Genomic DNA, 5144 nt, shown 5'->3' on the forward strand with positions numbered 1-5144 from the left:
GGAGATCCGCGACGACATCCACGAAGCGTTCCTCACTCTCGGATGCGCACTCATCTGCTGGCGACGCCTGAAGTCATTCCGATAGGAGTTCTAAATGCTGGAATACAAGGCCGCGAAGTTCGGCCGGACCTTCCCTCGCATCGGACGGTTCGAGCCGACCTCTCAGGTCTGTTCAGCGTGCGGCGTCAAGGACGGCCCCAAGCCTCTCCGCGTCCGCGTGTGGCAGTGCCAGGAGTGCGGGGCCGTCCTCGACCGCGACATCGACGCGGCGGTCAACGTCGCCAAGGCCGCCGCACGGGCGGTGTCAGCCTGCCGAGCACAGGGAAGACCGGGTACCCGTACCGGCGCGGCGCGGTGCAGCAGGAACCCACCGAGACGGTCAGCCGAGCGTGGTAGGAATCTCCTCTCTTCAGGGATGAGTGCGGAAGTCAAGGTCGTGATTGTGATGATGGTTGGTGATCCACGCAGGCTTGGAGTCCCCGGTCCCGAGGCGCGGCTTCGGTTCGAGGCCGAGAGCAGGGAGCCGGCGACAGGGCCCGGTCGCAGATTGCTCGCGGTCGACGGAGCGCCCGTCTTCGAGCTCAGCTTCTGGTGCGGGTCATGCCCATTTCTGTTCCGCCGGCTCGAGGGTGCCACCCAGACGCTGTCGTTGGAGAGTGTGCAGGAGCGCCTGGCCGGTCAGCTCGTCGGCCTGGACGATGGTGTCCTTGATGCCTTCGGCGCGCTGCTGCCGGAAGGCCAGTACCTTCCGCTGCTTCTGCGTGTGGAGCCGAGCCTGGTCGTTCCGGGGCAGGACGGCGACTACTTCAGCCACGAGCAGCCGGCCACGTGGGATGCGGTGTACGGGCCTGCGGAGCACCCGCACACGCCCTACTACCGCACGTTCGAAACCGTGGTCGATGCCGACGCGCATCTCTACGAGTTCGTCGTGCCCATGGTCCCTCCGTCCTGGAACAATCGGGAGCGGGTGCAGGAGTACGTCGAGCAGATGGGGCAGGGGGCGCTGCCGACAGCCGTGGCGGTGTCAACCCTGGACACGTGCGAGCCCGCGGTGGGTGATCCGGCCGACCAGTACGAGCACTGGGGGCTGACGCATTTCCTGCTCGATGGCCACCACAAGCTGGAGGCGGCCGCCTCCGCGGGGCGCGGTGTGCAGCTCCTGTCACTTCTGGCCCTGGACGCCGGCTTGGCCGAGGCCCGCGACTACAGCAGATTGGCAGCCCTGCGCTCCCAGCCCCGCCAGAGCCGGGGAGCCCGCGCGGCTCGATGACTTGGACCCCTGTTGCTGCTTCGTGGCGGGCCGGGTCGGACGTCGGCGGCCGTCGGGTACACCACGGGTGCTCCGACCATGAGGTGACGCTGCTTGTCCGGGATTCCTACGTGAGGAGCCGGTTGCACTGGACGCCGCAACGGGGCACACATGTCGCTACCCGAAGCCGGCCTCGTGCCGGGTTCGACGAGGCCGCAGGGCGTCGCCGAACCCGGCACGCCTGTCTGCGGCGGCGAGCAACAAGCCCATGCTCCATGTCCTGGAGAAACTGGACGCGACACCGGTCAACGCCACCGGGCCCGAGCTCGACCTCCGTATCCTGCTCCAGCCAGGACCTGTCGGGTGAGCGTGCTGGTCGGCTGTCGAGGCAGCCGGGCGTCAGCCGGGAGGGCCCTGCACGCCTGCGCCGCAAGGATGCGTTTTTCTCCCCGGCTGAAGCCGAGGATACCCACGCAAGATCAACGGATGGCCGGCCGTCGGCGCGGCGATGCGACAGGGCTCCCTGTGCGAAGAACAGCGCCAGGAGATAGGCGGTCTTTCCGGCAACCGTGATTTTTTTTGGCCGTGAGTGAGGCGGTTCGCCAGACACCGGCGAGTGTCCTGCGCGATGAGGTGGCCGGTAAACGCAAAACCGTCGAGCTCCATGTCAGTTGCTGGGCGTTTCCCTTGCGGCTCGCCCGGGCGAGGAAGCGAGGCAGGCGCCCGGTCCCGGCCGCGGGCCGAGCGCATGCTCCCCGCCTCATCAGCCAACTGCGGCTTCGGGCGGGGGTGTCACGGCGGGCAGCTGCCTACTTCCTCCTGTCAAGTCCCGACTTCTCGGTAACGGAATCCCGTGACATGACCCGGCGGCCCCGCCGGGGATTAATTGATGCACCGAGTTCACGCAGCAAAAGTGACCGGGTCACATCCGCCAGGAAAACAATTCCGGTGGTGTGATGCGCGGGACAAGCGTCCCGCGGGCGGATAACCCGTCAATCAGTCGGGCTATTCGATAATCCTTCGCCATTTCTCACACAAGGAGAATTGTCATGACTCACATCCTGACGACACGGCGCTTTGCGATGATCGCTGTCTCTACTCTTCTGGCCGCGGGCGGTGCCTCGCTGTCCACCAGCGCGTTCGCCGCCACGCCGACCGAGGTGCCGCACATGATCGTGACCGGCGACGGCAACGGTAGCGGAAACGGCAACGGCAACGTGGGCAACGGCAATGGCAGCGGCAACGGTAACGGCAACTGGGGCAGCAACAACGGCAGCGGCGACGGTAACGGCAACTGGGGCAGCGGTAACGGCAGCGACAACGGTAACGGCAACTGGGGCAGCTGGAACGGCAGCGTCAACGGTAACGGCAACGTGGGCAACAACAACGGCTCCCACAACGGGAGCGGGAACTGGGGCAGCGGGAACGGGAGCGGCAATGGCAACGACAACGTTTAGGGCCTGACCGCGGCGCGCAGCGTCGCGTGAGGCCGACGGTCTGGCCGGGTGGCAGGAAACCATGCCACCCGGCCAGAGCGGCGTGTGTCCGCACCCGGCGCCCGGACGGGGTGGTGCGGCCGTGCTTGATCACGGTGCAGATCCGCGCGCACGTGCGGGCCAGAGCAGTCCACACAAGCGCCTCCTCGCGTGAACGCCCAGGGTTTCGCGCTGGGTCACGCTGAACCGCCTGGCGTTCATGGACCGGCCCGCCGGCCAGGTCATCCGCCGCCACGAACGCAGCCGGCCCGGCGCGCTCCTCCGCGTGGCCGTCAGGAAACTCGGCCGCATCCGCGACGGCGGAGGCCGGCGCGTCCATGGCCGTGCTGCCTGTCCCGACCGCCGCCGCATCACCGGCTTCGACTACATCCACGCCGCCGTCAACAACCGCAGCCGCCTGGCCTGCAGCGAGATCCACGCGGACGAGAAGGCCCTCACCTGCGCGGGCTTCCTGACACGGGCCGCAGCGTTCTTCGCCGAGCAGGGCATCACCCGCATCGAGCGCGTCCTGACCGACAACGCCTGGCCCTACCCGCAAGAGCTTCGCCTGGCAGCAGGCCCTTACGGCGCCGAGGGCGGCCGGCAAGCTCACCCGCGCCTACCGGCCCCAGACCAACTGCGAGGATCTGAACGCTTCAACCGCACCCTGCTCGACGAATGGGCCTGCCGGCGGGCCCTGCACCAGCAACACCGACGGCACTGCCGCCCGGGACAACTTCCTGCACGGCCACAACCACCACCGCTGCCACACCGCACGCGGTGGCCGGCCACCCATCACCCGCGTGCACAATCCCGCGGGTCAATACGCCTAGCCTCGCGCTTTCATGAAGCGGGGTGTCCGGCAGGCGGTCAGGAAAGCAGAAAGTGCCCCTGGCCAGCAAGAATGAGGATTGTCGAGGTCCTTGTTCCTGCCACCGCCGGAGGCACTTCCCAGGTGAAGCACTCTATCGGGTCCTACCCCCGCGTCCGAGTCCAGGACGACGGCCGCCAGGTCGTCTCCCGGGCCGGTTCGGTCCTGCTCGTCGAAACGGTCCGCAAGACCGGCCTTGACCAGGCCATGTCCCAGGCTCTGGCTCCTTGGCGCAAACCGCGGGCCGTCCACGATCCCGGCAAGGCCCTCCTGGACGTCGCCCTGGCGATCGCACTGGGCGGGGACTGCCTCGCGGACGTCGCGATGCTGCGGTGTGAACCGGCCGTCTTCGGCCCGGTCGCCTCCGACCCCACCATCTCCCGCCTGATCGACACCCTCGCAGCCTCCGGCGACAAAGCCCTGCAGGCCATCCGGTCCGCACGCTCCGAAGTCCGCCATCGTGCCTGGTCCATGGCCGGCAAGAACGCCCCGGACGCCGACGGCCAGATCGTCATCGATCTCGACGGTGTCCTCGTCATCGCCCACTCCGACAAGGAGGACGCGGCCCCGACCTGGAAGAAGACCTACGGCCATCACCCGCTGACGGCCTTCCTCGACCACGGGCCGGGCGGAACCGGTGAGCCCGTCGCCGCCCTCCTCCGGCCGGGAAACGCGGGCTCCAACACGGCAGCCGACCACATCACCACCGCTCAACTCGCCATGGCTCAACTGCCGAAGCACTACCGGCGGGGGCGGCAGACCCTGATCCGCACCGACTCTGCAGGCGGCACCCACGACTTCGTGTCCTGGCTCGCCAGGCGAGGACGATGGCTGTCCTACTCGGTGGGCATGACGGTCACCGATGCGATCCACGAACACGTGCTGAAGGTCCCCGCCTCAGCCTGGACCCCGGCCGTCGAGACCGACGGGGAGGCCCGTGACGGAGCCTGGGTCGCTGAACTCACCGGCAAGCTCCTGGACGGCTGGCCCAAGGGCATGCGACTGATCGTCCGAAAGGAACGGCCCCATCCTGGCGCCCAGTTGAGGATCACGGACGCGGACGGCATGCGGATCACGTGCTTTGCGACCAACACCCCCGACCGGCCAATCGCCGCCCTCGAACTGCGTCATCGGCTGCGGGCCCGGGCCGAGGACCGGATCCGGGCCGCCCGGGCCACCGGCCTGCGCAACCTGCCCCTGCACACCACAGCCCAGAACAAAGTCTGGCTGGAGGTCGTCCAGATCGCCCTCGACCTGCTGGCCTGGATGCCCATGCTCGCCCTCACCGGCACCGCCCGCCTCTGGGGACCCCGCCGCCTGCGATTCCGCCTATTCTCCGCGGCCGCTCAGCTCGTCACCACCGGCCGGCGCAGGATTCTCCGTCTCACTCAGCACTGGCCCTGGGCCAGCGAGATCACCACCGCCCTCGAACGGCTCGCGCTCCTGGCCACCCCCTGTCGGCGTACGGACTTGTGTCCCCAGTCCCGTACCTTTCTTCGTCCCCAGCTGTCAGGCCACTTCGGTCTCGCGCTCGATGGCTTGGAGGCGG

The 5144-nt window shown here is 68.2% G+C and carries 2 protein-coding genes and 3 pseudogenes; all 5 read left to right on the forward strand.

Annotated elements, in window-relative coordinates:
• Window positions 1-94: 94 nt before the first annotated feature.
• Window positions 95-419 (forward strand): annotated as a pseudogene (locus ACIRU3_RS47225) (zinc ribbon domain-containing protein); the annotation flags it as partial.
• A complete protein-coding gene (locus tag ACIRU3_RS47230) occupies window positions 416-1270 on the forward strand; it encodes a hypothetical protein (RefSeq protein ID WP_404070562.1) in 855 nt (284 codons plus the stop codon). The pseudogene ACIRU3_RS47225 and the gene ACIRU3_RS47230, both read left to right, overlap by 4 nt.
• 1028 nt (window positions 1271-2298) lie before the next feature.
• Window positions 2299-2706 (forward strand): hypothetical protein, encoded by a 408-nt coding sequence (locus ACIRU3_RS47235; protein WP_404070564.1) that lies wholly within the window; start codon window positions 2299-2301, stop codon window positions 2704-2706.
• Between the two features lie 220 nt (window positions 2707-2926).
• Window positions 2927-3557: pseudogene (locus ACIRU3_RS47240) on the forward strand (integrase core domain-containing protein); the annotation flags it as partial.
• A 122-nt stretch (window positions 3558-3679) separates the two neighbouring features.
• Window positions 3680-5050: pseudogene (locus ACIRU3_RS47245) on the forward strand (IS1380 family transposase); the annotation flags it as partial.
• Window positions 5051-5144 lie beyond the last annotated feature (94 nt).

The organism is Streptomyces sp. NPDC101151 (genome assembly GCF_044768335.1).
GTDB lineage: Bacteria > Actinomycetota > Actinomycetes > Streptomycetales > Streptomycetaceae > Streptomyces.

Coding starts and splice junctions, on each gene's coding strand:
- ACIRU3_RS47235 (WP_404070564.1), top strand. CDS start 2,299: ATGACTCACATCCTGACGACACGGCGCTTTGCGATGATCGCTGTCTCT.
- ACIRU3_RS47230 (WP_404070562.1), top strand. CDS start 416: ATGAGTGCGGAAGTCAAGGTCGTGATTGTGATGATGGTTGGTGATCCA.